The 20,967-nt window shown below is 62.3% G+C and carries 14 protein-coding genes; 9 read left to right on the top strand and 5 right to left on the bottom strand.

Annotated elements, in window-relative coordinates:
• Positions 1-40: 40 nt before the first annotated feature.
• From ATH90_RS12590 to tpx, 5 genes are all read right to left on the bottom strand, one after another.
• Positions 41-1,510: an efflux transporter outer membrane subunit gene (locus ATH90_RS12590; protein ID WP_098466390.1), complete on the bottom strand. Its 1,470-nt coding sequence runs from the start codon at positions 1,508-1,510 to the stop codon at positions 41-43.
• Positions 1,507-4,614 (bottom strand): efflux RND transporter permease subunit, encoded by a 3,108-nt coding sequence (locus ATH90_RS12585; RefSeq protein ID WP_098466389.1) that lies wholly within the window; start codon positions 4,612-4,614, stop codon positions 1,507-1,509. The genes ATH90_RS12590 and ATH90_RS12585 overlap by 4 nt, the downstream gene beginning before the upstream one ends.
• The gene (locus ATH90_RS12580; protein ID WP_034104734.1) at positions 4,611-7,712 is read right to left on the bottom strand and encodes an MdtB/MuxB family multidrug efflux RND transporter permease subunit; all 3,102 of its coding nucleotides are present in this window, start codon (positions 7,710-7,712) and stop codon (positions 4,611-4,613) included. The genes ATH90_RS12585 and ATH90_RS12580 overlap by 4 nt, the downstream gene beginning before the upstream one ends.
• Positions 7,709-9,013 carry an MdtA/MuxA family multidrug efflux RND transporter periplasmic adaptor subunit gene (locus tag ATH90_RS12575; protein WP_034104732.1) on the bottom strand — a complete coding sequence of 435 codons (1,305 nt, stop codon included), beginning with the start codon at positions 9,011-9,013 and terminating at the stop codon, positions 7,709-7,711. The genes ATH90_RS12580 and ATH90_RS12575 overlap by 4 nt, the downstream gene beginning before the upstream one ends.
• A 231-nt stretch (positions 9,014-9,244) precedes the next feature.
• Complete coding sequence (gene tpx, locus ATH90_RS12570; RefSeq protein WP_034104730.1) at positions 9,245-9,745, bottom strand: thiol peroxidase; 501 nt, start codon at positions 9,743-9,745, stop codon at positions 9,245-9,247.
• A 158-nt stretch (positions 9,746-9,903) separates the two neighbouring features.
• Here tpx and ATH90_RS12565 point away from each other — a divergent pair, with 158 nt between their 5' ends.
• From ATH90_RS12565 to ATH90_RS12525, 9 genes are all read left to right on the top strand, one after another.
• Entirely contained in the window at positions 9,904-11,193 is a 1,290-nt protein-coding gene (locus ATH90_RS12565; protein ID WP_098466388.1) for a glycosyltransferase, read from the top strand.
• Positions 11,194-11,265: 72 nt separating this feature from the next.
• Positions 11,266-12,171 (top strand): AraC family transcriptional regulator, encoded by a 906-nt coding sequence (locus ATH90_RS12560; protein ID WP_034104726.1) that lies wholly within the window; start codon positions 11,266-11,268, stop codon positions 12,169-12,171.
• Positions 12,172-12,531: 360 nt separating this feature from the next.
• A complete protein-coding gene (locus tag ATH90_RS12555; protein WP_371919465.1) occupies positions 12,532-13,815 on the top strand; it encodes an ABC transporter substrate-binding protein in 1,284 nt (427 codons plus the stop codon).
• A gap of 166 nt (positions 13,816-13,981) precedes the next feature.
• On the top strand, positions 13,982-14,872 hold the full coding sequence (locus tag ATH90_RS12550) for a carbohydrate ABC transporter permease (protein WP_034104722.1): 891 nt from the start codon (positions 13,982-13,984) through the stop codon (positions 14,870-14,872).
• 10 nt (positions 14,873-14,882) lie between these two features.
• Positions 14,883-15,713 (top strand): carbohydrate ABC transporter permease, encoded by an 831-nt coding sequence (locus tag ATH90_RS12545; protein ID WP_012723930.1) that lies wholly within the window; start codon positions 14,883-14,885, stop codon positions 15,711-15,713.
• A gap of 39 nt (positions 15,714-15,752) precedes the next feature.
• Positions 15,753-16,856, top strand: a complete 1,104-nt coding sequence (locus ATH90_RS12540) for an ABC transporter ATP-binding protein (protein WP_034104718.1) — start codon at positions 15,753-15,755, stop codon at positions 16,854-16,856.
• A gap of 16 nt (positions 16,857-16,872) precedes the next feature.
• Positions 16,873-18,354, top strand: coding sequence for a mannitol dehydrogenase family protein (locus ATH90_RS12535; RefSeq protein WP_098466387.1), 1,482 nt, complete (start codon positions 16,873-16,875; stop codon positions 18,352-18,354).
• Positions 18,355-18,484: 130 nt separating this feature from the next.
• Complete coding sequence (gene xylB / locus ATH90_RS12530; protein WP_034104800.1) at positions 18,485-19,966, top strand: xylulokinase; 1,482 nt, start codon at positions 18,485-18,487, stop codon at positions 19,964-19,966.
• Positions 19,967-19,978: 12 nt separating this feature from the next.
• Positions 19,979-20,917, top strand: a complete 939-nt coding sequence (locus ATH90_RS12525; RefSeq protein ID WP_034104713.1) for a carbohydrate kinase family protein — start codon at positions 19,979-19,981, stop codon at positions 20,915-20,917.
• Positions 20,918-20,967 lie beyond the last annotated feature (50 nt).

Raw genomic sequence — 20,967 nt, 5'->3', positions numbered from 1 at the left:
TCGCGGGCACGCCCGCGCCCACATTGGAACGCGTTCGGCTTTACCGTTTGTCGGCGATCGGTGTCTGCCCATCCCAGCCACCGCCCAGTGCGGCGATCAGTTGCACACTGGCGACCAGGCGCGTCTGCAGCAACGTCAGCACCGTGCGCTCGTTGTTCAAGGCCGTGGCTTGCACGGTGACTACGTCCAGGTAGGCAATCAGCCCGGCCTTGTACTGGTTCTGGGTCAGGCGCAGCGATTCACGCGCCGCCTCCAGCGCTTCATTGCTGACCACTGCCTCGTCTTCCAACACCTTGAGCTGCACCATGTAGTTTTCCACTTCGCGGAAACCATCCAGCACGGTCTGGCGGTACTTGGCGACGGTCTCGTGATAGGAGGCCACGGTGCGGTCGACTTCCGCCGAACGCTGGCCACCATCGAACAGGGTCATGGCCAGCTTCGGCCCCACCGACCAGAACCGGTTCGGCAAGCTGATCCAGTTGGCGTAGGTGCTGCTGGAGTAGCCACCGGCCAGGCTCAGGCTCAGGTCCGGGTAGTAGGCGGCCTTGGCCACGCCAATATTGGCGTTGGCGGCGATCACCGAGCGTTCAGCCGATGCGATGTCCGGGCGACGCTCCAGCAGTTGCGAGGGTAGGCTCACTGGAATCTGCGGCAGCGCCGGGATGTCCCGGCTCACCGCCAGGTTGAAGTTGGCTGGCGCCTCGCCGATCAACACGGCAATCGCGTTTTCCAGTTGGGCGCGCTGCCAGATCAGGTCGATCAGGCTGGCCTGGGTGGTTTTCAGTTGGGTTTGCGCCTGGGCCACCGCATCCTTGCCGGACACCCCGGCTCGGTACTGGTTTTCGGTCATTTGCAAGGAACGCTGATAGGTTTCCAGCGTGGCTTGCAGCAGGCGTGTCTGTTCATCCATGACCCGCAGTTGCAGGTAGCTTTGCACCAGTTCCGACTGTTGGCTCAGGCGCATCGCCGCCAGGTCCGCCGAGCTGGCTTCGGCGCTGGCCTCGTTGGCTTCGAGGCCCCGGCGCAACTTGCCCCAGATGTCCGCTTCCCAACTCACGCCCAACTGCGCATTGAGGGTGTCGCGGATGCCGCTGCTGGAACTGCTGAGGCTGGCGCTGCTGCTGCCGGTGCCCTGGCTGGCGCGGGTTTTCCCGGCGCTCAGGTCGACGGTGGGGTAAAACGCACCGCGGGAACTGCGCACGAGCGCCTGGGCCTGGCGAAAACGCGCTTCGGCCTGGGCCACGGTCTGGTTGGATGAGTTCAAGCGCAGTACCAGGTCGTTGAGCTGGCGGTCGCCGTACAACTCCCACCAGGCGCCACGGGCCAGTGAATCGCTGGGCGTTGCCTGGCGCCAACCCTGGGCTTCCTTGAACTGCGCCGGCTCCACGACTTCCGGGCGCTGGTAGTCGGGGCCGACGGCGCAGGCGCTGAGCAGCGCGCCGCAGAGCACCAGGCTCGCCACGCGGGAACCGCGGAACAGGGCCAATCGGGCAAAGGTTGAATCGGTCATAGCGCAGTGTCCAGGGCAGCATCGGTACGCACGCCGCGCCAGGCGTTGAAGCGATGGCGCGCGCGGTCGAGATAAAGGTAAACCACCGGGGTGGTGTAGAGGGTCAGGATCTGGCTGAACACCAGGCCGCCGATAATGGTCAGGCCCAGGGGACGACGCATTTCCGCGCCATCGCCCGTGCCCAGCAGCAAGGGCAACGCACCGAGGATCGCCGCCAGCGTGGTCATCAGGATCGGCCGCAAGCGCAGCAGGCAAGCACTGCGGATCGACTCCTGCGGGCCCAGGCCGTCGTTACGCTCCAGTTGCAAGGCCAGGTCGATCATCAGGATCGCGTTCTTCTTCACCACCCCGATCAGCAGGAACAGGCCCAGCAAGGAGATCAGGCTGAACTCGCCTCCCGTCAGGTAGATGGCGAGCATGGCGCCAACGCCCGCCGACGGCAGGGTCGAGAGGATCGTCAGCGGGTGGATGTAGCTTTCATAGAGAATGCCCAGCACCAGGTACACCGCCACCAGCGCGCCGAGGATCATGAACGGCTGGCCTTTCTGCGTGGCCGCAAAGGCGTCGGCCGTGCCGGCCATCTTGGCGATCACGTCCTCTGGCAAGCCGACCTTGGCAATTGCCCGCTCGATGGCGGCCGTGCCCTGCTCCACCGTCACGCCCGGCGACATGTCGAAGGCGATGTTTTCCGAGGCAAACTGACCTTCGTGGCTGACGCGATCGTCTGCCAGGCTGTTCTCGTAATGGGCAATGGTCGACAACGGCACCCGTGCACCCTCGGCGGTGATCACCTGCATCTGGTTGAGCGTGATCGGGTCCTGGGCGTATTTGGGGTTGACCTCCATCACCACCTGGTACTGGTTGAGGCTGTCGTAGATAGTGGAAATCTGCCGCTGGCTGTAGGCGTTGTTAAGCACCGCCGTGACCATGTCCATGTCGATGCCCAGGCGCTTGGCCTGGTCGCGGTCGACCACCAGCGTAACCTGCGCCGCGCCCCGTCCCTCGCGGGCGTCGATAGCAGTAAGTTCCGGCAGCTCACGCAAGGCCGCCACCACTTTCGGGTACCACAGGCGCAGTGCCGCCAGGTCGCCGCTTTGCAGGATGTAGGAATACTGTGCGCTGGTCTGGTCGCGGCTGCCGCCGAACTGCAGGTCCTGGTCGGCCATCAGGAACAACCGCCCGCCCGGCACCAGCGGTACGTCCTTGCGCAGGCGCTCGATGACCGCCTGGGCGGAAAACTTGCGCTCGCTGATGGGCTTGAGGCGCACCAGCATGACCGCATTGTTGGTGCCGTTGTTGCCGCCGATGAAGCCGGCCACGCTGAGCACCGCAGGGTCCTTGAGCACCGCCTTGCGGAAGGTTTCCATCTTCGGCTGCATCACGCTGAAGGACAGGCCGTCATCGCCTCGCACAAAGCCGATCAATTGGCCGGTATCCTGCTGGGGCATGAAGGTTTTCGGCACCACCACGTACAGCGCCACGTTCATGCCGATGGTCAGCAAGAGGCTGAGCAGGGTCAGGCGACGATGGCGCAACACCCAGTCCAGGCTGGTGGCATAGCCGGCGACCATACGGTCGTTGATCTTCTGGCTCCAGCGCTGCAAGCCGGTCATCTGGTCTTTGACATGGGGCTTGAGCCAGCGCGCGCAAAGCATCGGGGTCAGGGTCAGCGAGACAATCAGCGACACGATGATCGCGGCCGACAAGGTGATGGAGAACTCGCGGAACAGGTTGGTGACAATCCCGCCCATGAACAGGATGGACAGGAACACCGCCACCAGCGATACGTTCATCGACAGCAAGGTAAAGCCGACCTCCTGGGCGCCCAGGTAGGCCGCCTTCATCGGCGGTACACCTTCGTCGATGTGCCGGGAAATGTTCTCCAGCACCACGATGGCATCGTCCACCACCAGGCCGGTGGCCAGGATCAATGCCATCAGCGAAAAGTTGTTCAGCGAGAACCCGTACAGGTACATCACCGCGAAGGTGCCCACCAGCGACACCGGCACCGCCAGTGTCGGGATCAGCGAAGCACGGAAATTCCCCAGGAACAGGTACACCACCAGGATCACCAGCCCCACCGCGATCAGCAAGGTCATCTCGGCTTCGTGCAAGGTGGCGGTGATCACCGGCGAGCGGTCCATGGCCAGGCTCAGCTTGACGCTGGACGGCAGCACCGCCTGCAACGCCGGCAACTGGGCCTTGATCTGCCGGACGGTCTCGATGATGTTCGCGCCGGACTGGCGGTTGATCACCAGCAGCACGGCCGGTTCGTTGTTGAAGAAGCCGCTGTTGTAACGGTCTTCCACGCCGTCGCTGATCCGGGCGACGTCGCCCAACCGCAGGGCGGCGCCATTCTGGTAGCGAATCAGCAGTGGCTCGTAGTCCTTGGCTTTCTCCAACTGGTCATTGGCCTGGATCTGCCAGTTGCGCTGGCTGTCTTCCAGGGAGCCTTTGGGCCGGCGCTGGTTGGCGTTGGCGATGGTGTTGCGCACATCGTCGAGGGCCACACCGTACTGGTCGAGGGCCTTGGGCTCCAGCTCGATGCGCACCGCTGGCAGGGAACTGCCGCCGATTTGCACTTCGCCCACACCGGGCACTTGCGAGAGGCTTTGCGACAGAATGGTCGAGGCCAGGTCGTACAGCTGGCCCTTCTGCAACACGTCCGAGGTCAACGACAGCACCATGATCGGCGCCTGGGACGGGTTGATCTTCTTGTAGGTGGGCATGCTGCGCATACCGCTGGGCAGCAGGTTACGCGAGGCGTTGATCGCCGCCTGCACCTCCCGCGCCGCGCCGTTGATATCGCGGTCGGAGTCGAACGCGAGGATCACCCGGGTAGACCCCTGGCTCGACGAACTGCTCATGGTGGTAATGCCGGCAATCGCGCCGAACGAGCGCTCCAGGGGCGTGGCCACGGTAGATGCCATCACCTCCGGGCTGGCGCCGGGCAAGCTGGCCGACACCACGATCACCGGGAAGTCGATCTGCGGCAGCGGCGACACCGGCAGCAGATTGAAGCTGACACCGCCGAGCAACAGGATCGCCAGGCTCAGCAGCATGGTCGCGACCGGCCGGCGAATGAAAGGTCCGGACAGGTTCATGACTCAACCGGCTCCAGGCTTTGCGGCTCTTTGCGCCAGCGGCGACCAAGGCGATCGAAGTACAGGTAGATCACCGGCGTAGTGAACAGGGTCAATACCTGGCTCACCAGCAAACCGCCGACCATCACCAGGCCCAGCGGTTGGCGCAATTCCGCGCCAGAACCGGTGGCCAGCATCAACGGCACCGCGCCGAACAGTGCGGCCAGGGTGGTCATCAGAATGGGCCGGAAACGCAACAACGCCGCCTGGTAGATAGCGGTTTGCGGGTCGAGGCCCTGGTTGCGCTCGGCGTCGAGGGCGAAGTCGATCATCATGATCGCGTTTTTCTTGACGATACCGATCAGCAGAATGATACCGATGATCGCGATCATGCCCAGGTCGTTGCCACTGAGCAGCAAGGCGAGCAACGCCCCCACCGCTGCCGACGGCAAGGTCGAGAGGATGGTGATCGGGTGGATATAGCTCTCGTAGAGCACACCGAGCACGATGTACATGGTGACCACCGCCGCCAGGATCAGCAGCAGAGTGCTCGACAGCGACGCTTCGAACGCCTGGGCTGCGCCCTGGAACTGGGTCTGTACGCCCACCGGCATGCCGATGTCTTTCTGGGTCTGGTTGATCAGCTCCACGCCTTTGCCCAGCGCAACGCCGGGGGCCAGGTTGAACGACATCATCACCGCCGGGAACTGGCCGATGTGCGCAATCGCCAACTGGGCCTGGCGTTGTTCCACGTGAGCCAGGCTGGACAAGCGCACCTGGCCGCCGTCGGTGGTCTTCACATGGATCTGGTTCAGCGCCTCCGGCCCCAGGGTTTCGCCGGATTGGGCCTGCAGCACCACGCGGTACTGGCTGGCCTGGGTGTAGATCGTGGAAATCTGCCGCTGGCCGAAGGCGTCATACAACGCGTCGGTAATGGTCGACACGCTGACGCCCAGGCGCGAGGCGGCATCGCGGTCGATCACCAGGTACACCTGCAGGCCCTTGTCCTGCAAGTCACTGGCCACGTCGGTGAGTTCGGGCAACTGGCTCAACGCGTGGACCAGTTTTTCGCTCCACAGCGCCAACAGGTCGGCGTCCGGCGAAGACATGCTGAACTGGTACTGGGTACGGCTCACGCGGTCTTCGATGGTCAGGTCCTGCACCGGCTGCATGAACAGGCGAATGCCCACCAGCTTGTCGATTTCCGGCTGCAGGCGGGTGATCACCTGGGCGGCGCTCAGGTCACGCTGGCCGTGGGCCTTGAGGTTGATCAGCAAGCGCCCACTGTTGAGGGTCGCGTTATCGCCGTCCACACCAATATAGGAAGACAGGCTTTCCACGGCGGGATCGGCCAGGATGATCTTGGCCAACTGTTGCTGGCGCTGGCTCATGGCCGCAAAGGAGATCGACTGTGGCGCTTCGGAAATGCCCTGGATCACGCCGGTGTCCTGCACCGGGAAGAAACCCTTGGGCACCACGAGGTAGAGGAATACGGTCAAGCCCAGGGTCGCGATGGCCACCAGCAACGTCAGCGGTTGGTGCTTGAGCACCCACTGCAACAGGCTCCCGTAACGCGCAATCAGCCAATCGATCCAGGCGCCGCTGGCCTTGTAGAAGCGGCTCTGCTCTTGCTCCTTGGGCTCGCGCTTGAGCAAGCGCGCGCACATCATCGGCGTGAGGGTCAGGGACACCACCAGGGAAATCAGGATCGCCACCGCCAGGGTGATGGCGAACTCGCGGAACAAGCGCCCTACCACGTCGGCCATGAACAGCAGCGGGATCAACACCGCGATCAGCGACAGCGTCAGGGAAATCAGGGTGAAGCCGATCTGCTTGGCGCCCTTGAGCGCGGCGGCCAGCGGGGTCTCGCCTTCCTCGATATAGCGGGAGATGTTCTCCAGCATCACGATGGCGTCGTCCACCACGAAGCCGGTGGCAATGGTCAGGGCCATCAGCGTCAGGTTGTTGATGGAAAAACCCGCCAGGTACATCACACCAAAGGTGCCCACCAGCGACAGCGGCACGGCAATCGAGGGAATGAGGGTGGCACTGACGCGCCGCAGGAACAGGAACGTCACCATCACCACCAGGGCAATAGCAATGAGCAATTCGTGCTGCACGTCTTTGACCGACGCGCGGATGGTCTGTGTACGGTCGGTGAGTACCGTCACGTCGAGGCCGGCCGGCAGGTTGTCGGTGATGCTCGGCAGCAGCGCCTTGATGCGGTCGACCACTTCGATCACGTTCGCACCCGGCTGGCGCTGGATATTCAGCAGCACGGCCTGGTTTTCGTTGGCCCAGGCGGCGAGGCGTTCGTTCTCGGCGCCGTCGACGATTTGTGCCACGTCCTTGAGGCGCAGGGGGGCGCCATTGTTGTAGGCCAGGATCAGTTCGGCGTATTGCTGGGGTGAAACCAACTGGTCGTTGGCGTCGAGCATCGACACGCGGGTGGGGCCGTCGAAGTTACCCTTGGGCTGGTTGACGTTGGAGGCGGCGATCAGGGTGCGCACGTCCGACAGGTTCAGGCCGTTGGCCGCCAGGGCCTCGGGGTTGACCTTGATCCGCACGGCCTGGCGCTGGCCACCGGCGATGCTGACCATGCCGACGCCGCTGATCTGCGCGATCTTCTGCGCCATGCGCGTATCGACCAGGTCGTTGAGCTTGGGCAGCAGCATGGTCTTGGAGGTGATCGCCAGGGTCAGCACCGGGGTGTCCGCCGGGTTGACCTTGTTGTACACCGGCGGCGCCGGCAGGTCCTTGGGCAACAGGTTGGTGGCGGCGTTGATCGCGGCCTGCACCTGTTGCTCGGCGACATCCATATTGATGTCGAGGTTGAAACGCAGGGTCAGCACCGACGCTCCACCCGAACTGGTGGAGGCCATCTGCGTAAGGCCCGGCATTTGCCCGAACTGGCGCTCCAGCGGCGCGGTGACCGCACTGGTCATCACATCCGGGCTGGCGCCAGGGTACAGGGTCATCACCCGGATCGTCGGGTAGTCCACCTGGGGCAAGGCCGACACCGGCAGCAAGCGGTACGCGATGATGCCGGCCAGGACAATGGCCAGCATGCTCAGCGTGGTGGCGACCGGGCGAAGGATAAACAGCCGCGACAGGTTCATGAACCGACCTTTTGCGCCTTGCCAGCAGTGGTGCCGGTCTCCCCTTTGGCCGCAGGCTTGCCTTGCAGGTGTTCGGTCGGGGTGGTCGGCACTTCGCTGCTGTCGTTGACCACTTCGATCTCGCTGCCATCCTTGAGACGGTCGGTGCCTTCCAGCACCACGCGGTCGCCGGCCTTGAGGCCTTCCTTGATCACCGTGTTGTCGCCATCGGTATCACCGACCACCAGGGGCTGCACCTTGACCTTCTTGTCACCGTCGAGCACGTAGACGAAGGTGCCGGTGTTGCCGAACTGGATCGCCGCCGATGGCGCCAGCACCACGTTGTGCAGGGTGTCGGCCAGCAAGTGCACATTGACGAACTGGTTGGGGAACAGCGCCTGGTCCTTGTTATCGAAACGCGCCTTGAATTTCAGGGTGCCGGTGGTGACGTCGATCTGGTTGTCCAGGCTCTGCAGCACGCCGGTGGCCTGTTGCTTCACGTCGCCACGGTCCCAGGCTTCCACGGGCAGCTTGTTGCCGGCGTGGTAGCGGGCGAGCACGGTTTCCAGGGTATTTTCCGGCAGGGTGAAGGCCACGCTGATCGGCTGGGTCTGGGTGATCACCGCGAGGAAGGTGGTGTCGTTGGCCGCCACCAGGTTGCCCACGTCCACCTGGCGCAGGCCGACACGGCCACTGATCGGCGCGCGGATCTTGGTGAACTCGAGGTTGAGCTTGGCGTCGTCCACCGCCCCCTGGTTGGTCTTGACCGTGCCCTGGTATTGCAGGACCAGCGCTTCGGCGGTGTCCAGGGTCTGCTTGGCGATACTGTCCTGGGCGTACAGGTCGCGATAACGCTGGACGTCGACCTGCGCGTTTTTCAGCTGGGCCTGGTTCTGCATCAGCGTGCCCTGGGCCTGGAGCAAGGCGTTCTGGTAACTGCGCGGGTCGATCTCGGCGAGCAGGTCGCCGGCCTTGACCATCTGGCCTTCTTCAAAAGCGATCTTCACCAGCTCGCCGCCCACCCGGCTGCGCACATTGATGGTGTTGAGTGCGGTTACCGTGCCCAGCGCCTTGTAATACACCGGGAATTCCCCGAGCACCGCCGGGGCCACGCGCACCGGCACCGGGCCGGTGGAGCCACCAAAGCCTGGGCGCATCATCCCCGACTTGCCGGCATGCCCGGCGGGCTTCTGCTCGGTGCCATCCTTGTGGCTGCCGGGCCAGAACTTCCAGCACAGGCCGGCGATAACCAGTAGCACCAGCAGGCCGAACAGCCAGCGGCGGGACTTACGGGGGGAGGATTGCATGGATTGATCAACCATTGGGCGCGAGAGCTTCTTCTTTGGGAGGCTGAAAGATAAGCACTGGGGCGCATTAAGAAAAGCGCCTTTACCGGCTATTTACCTTGGGCTTACAACTTTTAACTTCTGACCTTAGTTCATGGGCTATTTCGCTAAGCCGCTGACCGACAAATAAAAACGGCCTGGACTAGGCCAGGCCGCAATCATGCATCAAGCGTGTTACTGCAAAACGACAGTAACGTACCGAAACAGTTACTTCAAAACAGCCAGGGCTGCTTCGTAGTTCGGCTCCTGGCCGATTTCGCTGACCAGTTCGCTGTGCAGCACGTTGTCGTTTTCGTCCAGGACGACAACGGCACGAGCGGTCAGGCCTTTGAGCGGGCCTTCGGCGATGGCCACGCCGTAGTCGACGGCAAACGCCGCGCTGCGGAAGTCCGACAGGTTCTTCACGTTTTCCAGGCCTTCAGCGCCGCAGAAGCGTGCCTGGGCAAATGGCAGGTCGGTGGAGATGCACAGGACAACGGCGTTGTTCAGGTCGTTGGCCTGGGCGTTGAACTTGCGGACCGAGGTGGCGCAGGTCGGGGTGTCGACGCTTGGGAAGATATTCAGCACTTTGCGCTTGCCGGCGAAGGTCGCCAGGGTTGCATCCGACAGATCGCCGGCGGTCAGGGTGAACTCAGGAGCCTGGGTGCCGACTTGCGGCAGATCGCCTTCAACCTGGATCGGGTTGCCACGGTGGGTGACTTGAGCCATGAACAGAATCCTTATGCTGGGTTTGATAAAACGAATTCGAGAAGCGGAAGTTAACCACAAAGTGCGATGGCTACCTACCGCCAGGCATAAATTGTCATGTCGCCGGTTATGGTTTAATTGCGCGCCCTGCGCTCTGCCCTTCAAGGAACCTGTTGTTGATGAATCAGCCTGCCACCAAAGTCCTGGTCATTGGTTATGTCTGGCCGGAGCCCCGCTCCTCGGCTGCAGGCGGACATATGATGCAAATCCTCGACAGTTTTCTTGCACAAGGTTGGGACATCACCTTCAGCAGCCCTGCGACCCTCGGCGAGCACAAGGCCGACTTGCTTGCGTTGGGCATCGCGGAATGCGCCATCGCACTCAATAACAGCAGTTTCGATGACTTTATCCGCGAGTTGGCACCGGATATCGTGCTGTTCGACCGTTTCATGATGGAAGAACAGTTCGGCTGGCGCGTAGAAAAATGCTGCCCTGACGCCCTGCGCGTACTGGAAACCTCCGACCTGCAAAGCCTGCGCGACGCACGTCACCAGCGCCTCAAGGACCACCTGAAGGCGCACCCCGACAGCGACGACTTCAGCGCGCTGTTTTCGCCGGCGTTGCAGGAGGAATTCCGCCTGATGGCCGAAACCGACCTGGCCAAGCGCGAAATCGCGGCCATTTACCGCTGTGATATCAGCCTGATGATCTCCGACCTGGAAATCCGCTTGCTCACCGAGCACTTCAAGGTGCCGGCCGCCCTGCTCCACTGGTGCCCGCTGATGCTCGAACCGCCGACCGCGCCGTTCACACCGTTTGAAGACCGTGCGCACTTTCTCAGCATCGGTAACTTCCGCCACGCGCCCAACTGGGATGCGGTGCTCTGGATGAAAAACAGCCTGTGGCCGCTGATCCGCCAGCAATTGCCGGGCGCGCAGCTGCACCTCTATGGCGCCTACACCCCGCCCAAAGCCACGGCATTGCATAACCCGGCGCAGGGTTTTCATGTGATGAATTGGGCCGAAGATGCCTTGAAGGTGATGAGCGCCGCGCGTATCTGCCTGGCGCCCCTGCGATTCGGCGCGGGCATCAAGGGCAAGCTGGCGGATGCGATGCTCTGCGGCACACCGAACATCACCACGCCCATCGGCGCCGAGGCCATGGGTGATGAACAGCCGTGGCCGGGCATGATCGAACGCAGCGCACCCGCCCTGGCGGCGGCGGCCGTGGCGCTCTACCAGGACCGCGAGCGCTGGACCCAGGCCCAGGAAGACGGACGCCAACTGCTTGCCCGCCGCTATGCCCAGCATGTCCATGGCCCGGCGCTAGTGGCGTGCCTGGAGCAGTGTCGCAGCCACCTGACGGCCCATCGCCGGGACAACTTCACCGGCAGCATGCTGCGCCACCACGCCCACAAGAGTACGCAGTACATGTCCCAGTGGATCGAGGCAAAAAACCGCAACGTCTAAACAGCGGCGCTGGCGAGGTGGCGCGTGAGGGGGCATTATCCTACACAGCAACCACAATAAAGCGACGGCAGCATGACCCGAGCAACGCGTGTCACCGACCCATCCTACGAACTGATGGACGACCACAACGGCCTGTCCATCATCTATCGCCAGCACGGTTTCCCCTGCCCGCTGGTGCGCTGGCACTTCCACAAGGAGTACGAGTTGCACCTGATCGTCGCCAGCTCCGGCAAGGTCTTCATTGGCGACTATATCGGCAACTTCTACCCGGAAAGCCTGTTCCTCACCGGCCCCAACCTGCCCCACAACTGGATCAGCCAGGTGGAGGAAGACGAGGTAGTGCCCAAGCGCGACATGCTGGTGAACTTCACCGATGAGTTGTTCGAGCACGGCAGCCACATCTTCGCCGAACTCAGGACCCTGGCCCCGTTGCTCGAGCGTGCGCAATACGGCATCGAGTTCCGCTGCAAAAAGACCATTGCCCAGGCCATGACCTTGATGCAACGCATCGAGGACGCCCAGGGGATGGCACGGTTGGGGCACTTCTTTATCCTGCTGGAAGTGCTGAGCGCCTGTGAGGACTACCAACTGCTGTCCGGCGTGACCACGCCGCAACTGGCCGATGAGCACAGCATCGACCGCACCAACCGCGCGGTGGACTACATCTTTGCGCATTACGCGCGGGAACTGTCCTTGGAAGAAGTGGCGGAATACCTGGGCATGAAGCCGACCTATTTTTCCCGCGTGTTCAAGCAGGCCACCGGGCGCACTTTTATCGAGTTCGTCAATCGCCTGCGCATCAGCAAATCCTGCGAGCTGCTGGCCGATGGCGACAAGGCCGTGACGGATGTGTGCTTCGAGTCTGGGTTCAACAATATCTCCAACTTCAACCGGCGTTTCCAGCAGTTGAAGGGCATGACCCCTTCCCACTACCGGCGCCTGGCGGTGCAGCGGCTGACCGAACAGAACCTGGCCTGATGTGAGCGCAATGTTGTTTTTCGTGGCCGCTGGCTCATCGGGTCGCCGCATTGCCGGCATGCACCTCGGGTCGCTTGATACACCGTGTCGATGGCGCCGCCGGCAAGCCAGCGCCCACACTTGATCCCAACCCACCCAAATAAATCGTTTCAGCCCCCCTCACTCCAGTGCAAAAAAGTATCAGTCCAAGTGCGCCCAAGGATTTGTCATAAGCCCATTTGAAGGCTGTAATCAACGCACACTCTTCCTGACGACTGTAGGAAGACACAACAACAATAACTGTCCTTCTGTAGCCCCCTGGGCGCGGAAATGGAGTGCGCGATGAAGTTCACAGCAAAAGCACTGCTTGTTTCTACCTGCATGACCACCTGCATGACCCTCAGCGCCGTCAGCTTTGGCGCGCAGACCCTGACCATTGCCACCGTCAACAACAGCGACATGATCCGCATGCAAAAGCTCTCGAAAACCTTCGAGACCGAGCATCCGGACATCAAGCTCAACTGGGTGGTACTCGAAGAAAACGTGCTGCGCCAGCGCCTGACCACCGACATCGCCACTCAGGGCGGGCAGTTCGATGTGTTGACCATTGGCATGTACGAAGCTGCACTCTGGGGCGCCAAGGGCTGGCTGGAGCCTATGAAGGACCTGCCGGCGTCCTACGACCTCGACGATGTATTCCCTTCAGTGCGTGACGGTCTGTCCGTCAAGGGTTCGCTGTACGCCCTGCCGTTCTACGCCGAAAGCTCGATCACCTATTACCGCACCGACCTGTTCAAGGACGCCGGGCTGACCATGCCCGAGCACCCGACCTGGAGCCAGATCGGCGAATTCGCGGCCAAACTCACTGACAAGACCAAAGAGCAGTACGGCCTGTGCCTGCGCGGCAAAGCCGGTTGGGGTGAGAACATGGCACTGATCACCACCCTGGCCAACGGCTACGGTGCACGCTGGTTCGATGAAAAGTGGCAACCTGAATTCAACGGGCCTGAATGGAAGGACGCGCTGACCTTCTACGTCGACAACATGAAGAAGTCTGGCCCACCGGGCGCTTCCAGCAACGGCTTCAACGAAAACCTGGCGCTGTTCAACAGCGGCAAGTGCGCCATCTGGGTGGACGCCAGCGTGGCCGGCTCGTTCGTGACCGACAAGACCCAGAGCAAAGTGGCTGACCATGTCGGCTTCACTTTTGCCCCCCACGAGAAGACCGACAAGGGCACTTCGTGGCTGTACTCCTGGAGCCTGGCCATTCCGACCAGTTCCAAGGCCAAGGATGCCGCCAAGGTATTCACCAGTTGGGCAACGTCCAAGGAATATGGCGAGCTGGTGGCCAAGACCGACGGTATTGCCAACGTACCGCCAGGCACACGCAAATCCACCTACAGCGACGAATACATGAAGGCGGCACCGTTCGCCAAAGTGACCCTCGAATCGCTGAAAGTCGCGGACCCGACCAAACCGACCCTCAAGCCGGTGCCTTATATCGGTATCCAGTTGGTCACCATTCCTGAATTTCAGGCGATTGGTACCCAGGTCGGCAAGTTCTTCTCGGGCGCATTGACCGGCCAGCAGACGGTGGATGCTGCACTGACCGCCGCCCAGACCACCACCGAGCGTGAAATGAAGCGGGCGGGTTATCCCAAATAAAAGGGGTACACCGCGGTAAATGCTTCGTGTGGGAGCTGGCTCGCCTGCGATGCAGGCGACTCGGTCTGTCAGCCAGACCGTTGTGATGCTATCGCAGGCACGCCAGCGCCCACATTGACCACGCTCCGATTCTAGTTCCGCCTGCACCCGACTGGTCTTGATCCTAATGAATACAACACCCAAAAACCGCCTGGCCAACCCCGGCTGGTTCCTCGTCAGCCCCTCGGTGGCCTTGCTGCTGCTGTGGATGATCGTGCCGCTGGGCATGACCCTGTACTTTTCGCTGATCCGCTACAACCTACTCTACCCCGGCGAAAACCAATTCGTGGGCCTGGAGAACTTCACCTATTTCATCACCGACTCAGGCTTCCTGCCCGGCGCCACCAATACCCTGTTGCTGGTCGGCAGCGTGCTGTTGATCAGCGTAGTGTTCGGCGTGTTGATCAGCGCCCTGCTCGAAGCCAGTGAGTTCTTCGGCCGTGGCCTGGTGCGGGTGTTGTTGATCTCGCCGTTCTTCATCATGCCCACGGTCGGTGCGCTGATCTGGAAGAACCTGATTTTCCACCCGGTGTCGGGGATTCTCGCCGCCGTGTGGAAGCTGTTCGGCGCCGAGCCGGTGGACTGGCTCGCACACTATCCGTTGCTGTCGATCATCATCATTGTGTCGTGGCAGTGGTTGCCGTTCGCGATCCTGCTGCTGATGACCGCCATGCAGTCCCTCGACCAGGAACAAAAGGAAGCCGCGCGCCTGGACGGTGCCGGTGCCATCGCGATCTTCTGGCACCTGACCCTGCCCCACCTGGCCCGCCCGATTGCGGTGGTGGTGATGATCGAAACCATCTTCCTGCTCTCGGTGTTCGCCGAAATCTTCACCACCACCAACGGTGGCCCCGGCTATGCGTCCACCAACCTCGCCTACCTGATCTACAACCAGGCGCTGGTGCAGTTCGACGTGGGCATGGCCTCGGCGGGCGGTTTGATTGCCGTGGTCATCGCCAATATCGCGGCGATCATCCTGGTGCGGATGATCGGCAAAAACCTGACTGACAAGCCTTGAGGGCCGCGCCATGACGCTCCAACAATCCCGCCGCCTGCAAAGCCTGTTGCTCGGCACCCTGGCCTGGGCCATCGCGATCCTGATTTTCTTCCCGATTTTCTGGATGGTGCTGACCAGCTTCAAGACCGAAATCGACGCGTTCGCCACGCCACCGCAGTTCATCTTCACCCCGACGCTGGAGAACTACCTGCACATCAACGAGCGCAGCAACTACTTCAGTTATGCGTGGAACTCGGTGTTGATCTCGTTCAGCGCCACCGCCCTTTGCCTGCTGATCTCGGTACCGGCCGCCTACTCCATGGCGTTCTACGAAACCCAGCGCACCAAAGGCACGCTGCTGTGGATGCTGTCCACCAAGATGCTGCCACCGGTGGGCGTGCTGATGCCGATCTACCTGCTGGCCAAGAGCTTTGGCCTGCTGGATACGCGCATTGCGTTGATCATCATCTACACCCTGATCAACCTGCCGATTGTGGTCTGGATGGTTTACACCTACTTCAAGGACATTCCCAAGGACATCCTCGAAGCCGCCCGCCTGGATGGCGCCACCCTGTGGCAGGAAATGGTCCGCGTGCTGCTGCCGATTGCCAAGGGCGGCCTGGCGTCCACCGTGCTGCTGTCGCTGATCCTGTGCTGGAACGAAGCGTTCTGGTCGCTGAACCTGACCTCGTCGACCGCTGCGCCGTTGACCGCATTGATCGCCTCCTACTCCAGCCCCGAAGGGTTGTTCTGGGCCAAATTGTCCGCCGTCTCGACGCTGGCCTGCGCGCCGATCCTGATCTTTGGCTGGATCAGCCAGAAGCAGCTGGTGCGCGGTTTGTCCTTCGGCGCCGTGAAATAACGGCCTTTCAATAAAAAATTCAACGCGGAGGCCCATCCCATGGCCAACCTGAAAATCAAGAATCTGCAAAAAGGCTTCGAAGGCTTTTCCATCATCAAGGGCATCGACCTGGAAGTGAACGACAAGGAGTTCGTGGTGTTCGTCGGCCCGTCAGGGTGCGGTAAATCCACCCTGCTGCGCCTGATCGCCGGTTTGGAAGAAGTGACGGAAGGCACCATCGAACTGGACGGCCGTGACATCACCGAAGTGACCCCGGCCAAGCGTGACCTGGCGATGGTGTTCCAGACCTACGCGCTGTACCCGCACATGAGTGTGCGCAAGAACATGTCGTTTGCCCTGGACCTGGCCGGCGTCGACAAGAAGCTGGTGGACAGCAAGGTCAGCGAAGCGGCGCGCATCCTTGAGCTGGGGCCGTTGCTGGAGCGCAAGCCCAAGCAACTGTCCGGCGGCCAGCGTCAGCGTGTAGCCATCGGCCGCGCGATTGTGCGTAACCCGAAGATCTTCCTGTTCGACGAACCGCTGTCCAACCTCGACGCCGCCCTGCGCGTGCAGATGCGCCTGGAGCTGGCACGCCTGCATAAAGAGTTGCAAGCGACCATGATCTACGTCACCCACGACCAGGTTGAAGCCATGACCCTGGCCGACAAAGTCGTGGTGCTGAACAGCGGCCGTATCGAGCAGGTCGGCTCGCCACTGGAGCTGTATCACCAACCCGCCAACCTGTTTGTGGCGGGCTTCCTGGGAACGCCGAAAATGGGCTTCCTCAAGGGCAAGGTCACCCGTGTCGAGAGCCAGGGTTGCGAGGTGCAGCTGGACGCCGGCACCACCATCAGCCTGCCCCTGAGCGGCGCCACGCTGAGCGTCGGCAGCGCCGTCACACTCGGCATTCGCCCGGAACACCTTGAAATCGCCGCCCCCGGCCAAACCACCCTGACCGTCACTGCCGATGTCGGCGAACGCCTGGGCAGCGACACGTTCTGCCACGTCATCACCGCCAACGGCGAGCCGCTGACCATGCGGATTCGCGGCGACATGGCCAGCCAGTACGGCGAGACGCTGCACCTGCACCTGGACCCGGCGCACTGCCATCTGTTCGACACCGACGGTGTAGCCGTGGCCCGCCCACTGCGCGCCGCCGCCTGATTTCGCGAGACTCGTGATGAAACTGAATAAACAGAACCTCACTCAATTGGCGCCGGACGTGAAAATCCCGGCCTATGCCATTGCCGATACCCGCCAGGGCATCGCCCATATCGGTGTCGGTGGTTTTCACCGTGCGCACCAGGCGTATTACACCGATGCGTTGATGAACACGGGGGAAGGCCTGGACTGGAGCATCTGCGGCGTCGGCCTGCGTGCCGAGGACCGCAAGGCCCGCGATGACCTGGCCGGCCAGGACTACCTGTTCACCCTGTATGAACTGGGCGACACCGACGACACCGAAGTGCGCGTGATCGGCTCGATCAGCGACATGCTGTTGGCAGAAGACGGCGCCCAGGCATTGATCGATAAACTCGCCAGCCCGCAGATTCGCATCGTCTCGTTGACCATCACCGAAGGCGGCTACTGCATCGACGACAGCAACGGCGAATTCATGGCGCACCTGCCGCAGATTCAGCACGACCTGGCCCACCCGACGGCGCCCAGAACCGTGTTCGGCTTCATCTGCGCCGCCCTGACCAAACGCCGCGCTGCCGGCACCCCGGCGTTCACCGTGATGTCCTGCGATAACCTGCCGCACAACGGCGCCGTGACGCGCAAGGCGCTGCTGGCGTTCGCGGCCCTGCACAATGCCGAACTGCACGACTGGATCAAGGCCAACGTGAGCTTCCCGAATGCCATGGTCGACCGCATTACACCGATGACCAGCACCGCGCACCGCCTGCAATTGCACGACGATCACGGCGTTGACGATGCCTGGCCGGTGGTGTGCGAACCTTTCGTGCAGTGGGTGCTGGAAGACAAATTCGTCAACGGTCGCCCGGCCTGGGAAAAGGTCGGCGTGCAGTTCACCGATGACGTCACGCCTTATGAAGAAATGAAGATCGGCCTGCTCAACGGCAGCCACCTGGCGCTGACCTACCTGGGGTTTCTCAAGGGTTATCGGTTTGTGCACGAGACCATGAATGACCCGGTGTTCGTGGCCTACATGCGCGCCTACATGGACCTGGACGTCACGCCGAACCTGGCGCCAGTGCCGGGCATCGATTTGACCGAGTACAAGCAGACGCTGGTGGACCGCTTCTCCAACCAGGCAATTGCCGATCAGCTGGAGCGGGTGTGCTCGGATGGTTCGTCGAAGTTTCCCAAGTTCACCGTGCCGACCATCAATCGCCTGATTGCCGATGGACGCGAGACTGAGCGCGCAGCGCTGGTGGTGGCGGCCTGGGCGTTGTACCTCAAGGGCGTGGATGAGCAGGGGGTGAGCTACCAGATTCCCGATCCGCGTGCAGCGTTTTGCCAGGGGCTGGTGAGTGATGATGGGTTGATCAGTAAACGCTTGCTGGGGGTGGAGGAGATTTTTGGCACGGCTATTCCCAACTCCCCTGCGTTTGTGGCAGCGTTCGAGCGGTGTTTCGTGAGTTTGCGCGACAAGGGCGTGACACAAACCCTGCAAAGTCTCTTGAAGAAACCGGCTTGACCAGGGGGGCGCTGGCTTGCCTGCGATGACGGTCTGTCAGTCACTTCATGGCTGACTGATCCACATCGCAAGCAAGCCAGCGCCCACCATGACCGCATTTCAATCCAACAATAATGCTGAGCAAATCCTCATGACCCAGCAAAACCTGTTTCTCGGCATCGACTGCGGTACCCAAGGCACCAAGGCCATTGTCCTCGACGCGTCCAGCGGCCAGGTACTCGGCCTCGGCGCCGCAGCCCACACACTGATCAGCGGCGCCAACGGACGGCGCGAGCAGCACACCCAGGAATGGCTGGACGCCTTTACCGAAGCCACCCACCGCGCCCTGCAACAGGCCGGCGTGGATGGCCAGGACATCCTCGGTATCGGCGTGTCCGGGCAACAGCACGGCCTGGTATTGCTCGATGACCAAGGCCACGTACTGCGCCCGGCCAAGTTGTGGTGCGACACCGAAACCGCGCCAGAGAACGACCGCCTGCTGGCGTACCTGGGCGGCGAGAACGGCTCGCTGGAGCGCCTGGGCGTCGCCATTGCGCCCGGCTACACCGTGTCCAAGCTGCTATGGACCCGCGAACAACACCCGGACATCTTCGCGCGTATCGCGCATATCCTGCTGCCCCACGACTACCTCAACTATTGGCTTACCGGTCGCGCCGTCGCCGAGTACGGCGATGCTTCGGGCACCGGCTATTTCAACGTGCGCAGCCGTGAGTGGGATGTGGCACTGCTCAGGCACATCGACCCGAGCGGTCGCCTGGAACACGCCTTGCCGCAGTTGATAGAGGCTGACCAAACCGTTGGCACCGTCCTGCCTGCCATCGCCGAACGCCTGGGCATCAACCCCAACGCCATCGTCTCCAGTGGCGGCGGCGACAACATGATGGGCGCCATTGGCACCGGGAACATAGCTCCGGGCGTGATCACCATGAGCCTGGGCTCGTCGGGCACCGTGTATGCGTTTGCCGACCAGCCCAACGTCAGCCCGCAAGCCTCGGTCGCCACCTTCTGTTCGTCCAGCGGCGGTTGGCTGCCATTGATTTGCACCATGAACCTGACCAACGCCACCGGGGTGATCCGCGAGCTGTTCGACCTCGACCTGGCCGCGTTCAATACGCTGGTCGAGCACGCCCCCATCGGGGCCGACGGTGTGAGCATGCTGCCGTTCCTCAACGGCGAGCGCGTGCCCGCCCTGCCCCACGCCACCGGCAGCCTGCACGGCCTGACCATGACCAACCTGACCCGCGCCAACCTGTGCCGCGCCGTGGTCGAAGGCACCACCTTCGGCCTGCGCTATGGCCTCGACCTGCTGCGCCAGACAGGCCTGCAAAGCCAGAGCATCCGCTTGATCGGCGGGGGTTCGAAAAGCCCGGTGTGGCGGCAGATGGTTGCCGATATCATGAACACCGAAGTGATCTGCACCGAACAAAGCGAAGCCGCAGCCTTGGGCGCGGCCATCCAGGCGGCCTGGAGCCAGTCCGGCGAATCCCTGGCCAGCCTGTGCGACAAATGCGTGAGCGTCGACCCCGCCAGCCGTACGCTACCGGTGGCAGCCAGCGTCAGCGCCTATCAACAGGCTTACGAGCGCTATCAACAGCACGTGGCAACCCTTTAAGAGCGAACGACTATGTATCTGGTGTGTGGCGAAGCGCTGTTTGATTTTTTCAGCGAGGAAGATGCCAGTGGGCAGGCTTCCAAGGTCAACTACAAGGCAATTGCCGGCGGCTCGCCGTTCAACGTCGCCGTGGGGCTGCGCCGGCTGGGCATCGAGGCCGGGTTGTTCGGTGGCTTGTCCACCGACTTCCTGGGCCGCCGCTTGCTGCAGGTGCTCAAGGATGAAGGGGTCAGCGAGCAGTTCCTGGTGGAATTCGCCGCACCGACCACCTTGTCGATGGTCGCCGTGGGCGCCAATGGTTCACCGCAATACAACTTTCGCGGCGAAGGCTGTGCCGATCGGCTGCTGGAAGTCGCCCACCTGCCGGCGCTGGGGGCTGAGATTCGCGGCCTGCATGTGGGCTCGTTCTCGCTGGTCGTGCAACCGGTTGGCGACACCCTGCTGAACCTGGTCAGGCGCGAAAGTGGCCAACGCCTGATCAGCCTCGACCCCAACGTGCGTCTCAACCCGCAACCGGATATCCAGTTGTGGCGCGACCGCGTGGCGGAATTGGTCAAGCATGCCGACCTGATCAAGGTCAGCGACGAGGACCTGCACCTGCTCTACCCCGACCAGTCGCCGGAAAGCGTGCTACAGGGCTGGTTGCAACACCGTTGCCAGCTGGTCTTCCTGACACGGGGCGGCGACGGCGCCAGTGTGTTCAGCCGCCAGCACGGCAACTGGTCGCAACCTGCAGTCAAGGTGGTAATGGCCGATACGGTGGGTGCCGGTGATACCTTCCAGGCCGCGTTGATTGCCTGGCTGACCGAGCAGCAGCGGGATTCAGTCGAGGGCCTGCAACAGCTCACGCGTGCCCAGATCGACGCGATGCTGGGCTTCGCCATTCGCGCCGCCGCGCTGACGTGTGGCAAGACCGGACCAGACCTGCCGTACCGCCACCAGCTTGGATGAAGGTTTTGTCAGCCAGGCAAACATTAATCGATGGTTAATCCCGCAAGCCG

Origin of the sequence: Pseudomonas lurida (assembly GCF_002563895.1) — a bacterium.
GTDB lineage: Bacteria > Pseudomonadota > Gammaproteobacteria > Pseudomonadales > Pseudomonadaceae > Aquipseudomonas > Aquipseudomonas lurida.
This window is presented reverse-complemented; position numbering and strand designations above follow the sequence as displayed.

Bases quoted from the DNA above. Each gene is read 5' to 3' on its own strand.
- ATH90_RS12555 (WP_371919465.1), top strand. From the start codon at position 12,532: ATGACCACCTGCATGACCCTCAGCGCCGTCAGCTTTGGCGCGCAGACC.
- ATH90_RS12560 (WP_034104726.1), top strand. From the start codon at position 11,266: ATGACCCGAGCAACGCGTGTCACCGACCCATCCTACGAACTGATGGAC.
- ATH90_RS12545 (WP_012723930.1), top strand. From the start codon at position 14,883: ATGACGCTCCAACAATCCCGCCGCCTGCAAAGCCTGTTGCTCGGCACC.
- ATH90_RS12525 (WP_034104713.1), top strand. From the start codon at position 19,979: ATGTATCTGGTGTGTGGCGAAGCGCTGTTTGATTTTTTCAGCGAGGAA.
- ATH90_RS12565 (WP_098466388.1), top strand. From the start codon at position 9,904: ATGAATCAGCCTGCCACCAAAGTCCTGGTCATTGGTTATGTCTGGCCG.
- ATH90_RS12535 (WP_098466387.1), top strand. From the start codon at position 16,873: ATGAAACTGAATAAACAGAACCTCACTCAATTGGCGCCGGACGTGAAA.
- ATH90_RS12590 (WP_098466390.1), bottom strand. From the start codon at position 1,510: ATGACCGATTCAACCTTTGCCCGATTGGCCCTGTTCCGCGGTTCCCGC.
- ATH90_RS12540 (WP_034104718.1), top strand. From the start codon at position 15,753: ATGGCCAACCTGAAAATCAAGAATCTGCAAAAAGGCTTCGAAGGCTTT.
- ATH90_RS12575 (WP_034104732.1), bottom strand. From the start codon at position 9,013: ATGGTTGATCAATCCATGCAATCCTCCCCCCGTAAGTCCCGCCGCTGG.
- ATH90_RS12580 (WP_034104734.1), bottom strand. From the start codon at position 7,712: ATGAACCTGTCGCGGCTGTTTATCCTTCGCCCGGTCGCCACCACGCTG.
- ATH90_RS12585 (WP_098466389.1), bottom strand. From the start codon at position 4,614: ATGAACCTGTCCGGACCTTTCATTCGCCGGCCGGTCGCGACCATGCTG.
- xylB (WP_034104800.1), top strand. From the start codon at position 18,485: ATGACCCAGCAAAACCTGTTTCTCGGCATCGACTGCGGTACCCAAGGC.
- tpx (WP_034104730.1), bottom strand. From the start codon at position 9,745: ATGGCTCAAGTCACCCACCGTGGCAACCCGATCCAGGTTGAAGGCGAT.
- ATH90_RS12550 (WP_034104722.1), top strand. From the start codon at position 13,982: ATGAATACAACACCCAAAAACCGCCTGGCCAACCCCGGCTGGTTCCTC.